At 63.1% G+C, this 2749-nt stretch carries 5 protein-coding genes; all 5 read right to left on the bottom strand.

Annotated elements, in window-relative coordinates; translation table 11 throughout:
* Positions 1-141 (bottom strand): flagellin N-terminal helical domain-containing protein (locus PMI42_RS37890; protein ID WP_008133988.1); only part of this gene is annotated, 141 nt, incomplete at its 3' end.
* A 263-nt stretch (positions 142-404) separates the two neighbouring features.
* Complete coding sequence (fliP, locus tag PMI42_RS11675) at positions 405-1145, bottom strand: flagellar type III secretion system pore protein FliP (RefSeq protein ID WP_008133990.1); 741 nt, start codon at positions 1143-1145, stop codon at positions 405-407.
* A complete protein-coding gene (locus PMI42_RS11680) occupies positions 1142-1585 on the bottom strand; it encodes a flagellar basal body-associated FliL family protein (RefSeq protein WP_008133991.1) in 444 nt (147 codons plus the stop codon). The genes fliP and PMI42_RS11680 overlap by 4 nt, the downstream gene beginning before the upstream one ends.
* 42 nt (positions 1586-1627) lie before the next feature.
* Positions 1628-2323: a flagellar basal body L-ring protein FlgH gene (flgH, locus tag PMI42_RS11685; protein WP_008133993.1), complete on the bottom strand. Its 696-nt coding sequence runs from the start codon at positions 2321-2323 to the stop codon at positions 1628-1630.
* On the bottom strand, positions 2324-2749 hold a 426-nt coding region (locus PMI42_RS11690), incomplete at its 5' end, for a MotE family protein (protein WP_008133995.1).

The raw sequence follows: 2749 nt of genomic DNA on the forward strand, positions 1-2749 counted from the left end.
CGACCAGTAGGCAGCGTTGTCCGAAGCGGTGGCCACACGCTGGCCGGTCGAGATCCGGTTCTGCGTGGTGGCGAGCTGCGAGCCCACAGACCGCAGGGTCTGGAGTGCGGTCATGGCGGTCGAGTTCGTAAGCAGTGACATTGCGATGTCCCTTTATGTACGCGTTACATTTTCACGAGGGGACATACCGGGCTTGCACCGGTACGGAGGGGCGGCATCATGCCTTTGGACTGATGTGGGTGGGGTCCAACCCGCCGTGCTGCATTGCTAGCACGTCGAATCTTGCGCCGAGATTAAGATCGGCTTGAATTTAGCAGCGATATCAGATGGTTAACGGTACCCTCCGCTAACCATAACCCGGTACTTCTCGCTAACCATAACCAGCCGGCCGGCGATCTCGCCTGTTACGAGAACGACCGCACGAGGCCCGAGGCGAGCAGATTCCAACCATCGATCAGCACGAAAAACAGCATCTTGAACGGCAGTGCGAGGATCGTCGGCGGCATCATCATCATGCCCATCGACATGGTCAGCGTCGCCACGATCATGTCGATGACGAGGAACGGCAGCATGATGAGAAAGCCGATCTCGAACGAACGCCTGAGCTCGGAGATCATGAAGGCCGGAATGATTACGCGCAGATCGATGCGCTTGTCGTCGAACTTCCTGCGGAAGCTCTCCGCGGCGAGCGATTCGAAGGTCTGCAGATCCTTGTCGCGGACATGGGCCAGCATGAACTCGCGGAACGGATCGGTGATCTTGAGATACGCCTCTTCCTCCGAGATCTCGTTCTTCATGAGAGGCTGGACGCCGGTCTCCCAGGCGCGGTCGAAGGTCGGCGCCATCACATAGAACGTCATGAACAGCGCCAGGCTGATCAGGACGAGGTTGGCCGGCGTGGTCTGGAGTCCGAGACCGGAGCGCAGGAACGACAACGCCACCGCAAATCGCGTGAAGCTCGTCACCATGATGAGCAGTCCCGGCGCCACCGACAGCACCGTGATCAGCGCCATCAGCTGGATGATGCGGCCGCTGGTCGAGCCGTTTCCAGGCGGCAGCAGCGAGTTGAGGTCCGGAATCTGGGCCAGCGCCACCCCGGGCAGCACGACCAGAACCAACGCGAGCAGCAGGACTCTCACTCTCACTGAATCACCAACGTCTCAATGATCAATTCGCGAACCTTGCCGGACGAGCGGATGCTGGCGCGCTCGGTCAGGTCGTCGCGCAGATGCTGGAGCCCGCGCGATCCCTCGAACTGCGTGACCGAGGACGACCGCAGATAGGTCACGATGTCCTCGCTGATATGGGCGGCCAGGATGCCGGCATCCTCGTCGCTCATGGTCTCGGTCACCATGGAAGCTTCGACGCGGGCCCAGTTGTTGGCCGGCGCGGCGAGATTGGTCACGATGGGAGACAGTTTCCTCAGTCGCGCGCTGCCGGCGTAGCTCGACGCGAGCGGCGGCGGCGTGGCGCTCTTCTTCGCGTCGGCGACCCGCTCGGCAGCCGCAAACAGATGCAGGCCGGCGAGCGCGCCCGCACCGATCGCAACCAGGGTCAGCACCACGATGGCCGCAATCAGGCGCATGATGTCCCCTGCCCTTGCAACGCGGCCGGACGGCTGCGAACCTCAGAACGGTGCCACGGCGTCATAGATCCGATGTCCCCATCCAGGCTGCTGCACGTCAGAGAGATTTCCACGACCACCATAGGACACGCGCGCCTCCGCGATCTTGTCGTAGGAGATCGTGTTGGTTCGCGAGATGTCGCGCGGGCGCACGATGCCGCCGACGTTGAGCACGCGCATCTCGGTATTGACGCGGAACTCCTGTGAGCCGCTGATCATCATATTGCCGTTCGGCAACACGTCGGTGACGATCGCGGCGATGGACAGCTTGATGTCCTCGGTGCGATCGATCTGTCCGTTCCCCTTGATCTGGGTGTTGGTGCTGAGATTGGCGCTGGTCGAGCCCTTGTCGCTCCATCCTGCGACGTCCATCAGCCAGTCGAGCCCGAACTTGATCTGCGAATCGCGAGAGCGATCGGTCTTGTTGTCGAGCTTGGCCTTGTCCTGCATCGAGATGATGACCGTCACGACGTCGCCGGTGCGCCGGGCGCGGGGATCGCGGTAGAGATCGGTGCCGTCGTCCCAGGTCGAGCGATAGCTGACCGGCGTACGCATGCGCGGCGTCACCGGAATCGGATCGGCCTGGCTCCTCAGGCCGCTCCCGACCGGCGACAGGCGCGGACCGGTCAGGACGTCCGCGGGATCGCCGACGCATCCGGCAAGCAACAGGAGCGGCAGGATGAGGATCAGCTTCTTCATCTATTTGGTCTTTCCGTCATCCACGCGGCGCATTCCGCCGAGCAGATCGGCAAGGTGCGCTGCGCGCGCCGTATCCATCTCGTTGAAGATTGCGCTCGAGCTCCTCGGGCTGAGCTTGGCAAGCACGGCAGCGGCGGTCTCGTCCGCCATGCCGGCAATCTGGGTGGCCGCAGCGTCCGGCTTCATGCGTGAATAGATTTCGACGACTTGCGCCTCGGCCTTCTTCAGGAAGTCGTCGCGCAGGGCCATCCACTTCTCGTATTCGGCGCGCTTGGCCTCGACCTCGGCGATCCGCTCGCGGAGCAGGCTCTCGGCCTTCTCCAGCTCCTTGAGCTGCCAGGCGAGCCGCGCATCGACGGCGGGATCAGCCACGTTGCTGCAGAACAGGGCGACCTCGCTGTCGGCAGCCGCTGCGGCCGGAGGCGG

The organism is Bradyrhizobium sp. YR681 (assembly GCF_000282615.1).
Lineage (GTDB): Bacteria > Pseudomonadota > Alphaproteobacteria > Rhizobiales > Xanthobacteraceae > Bradyrhizobium.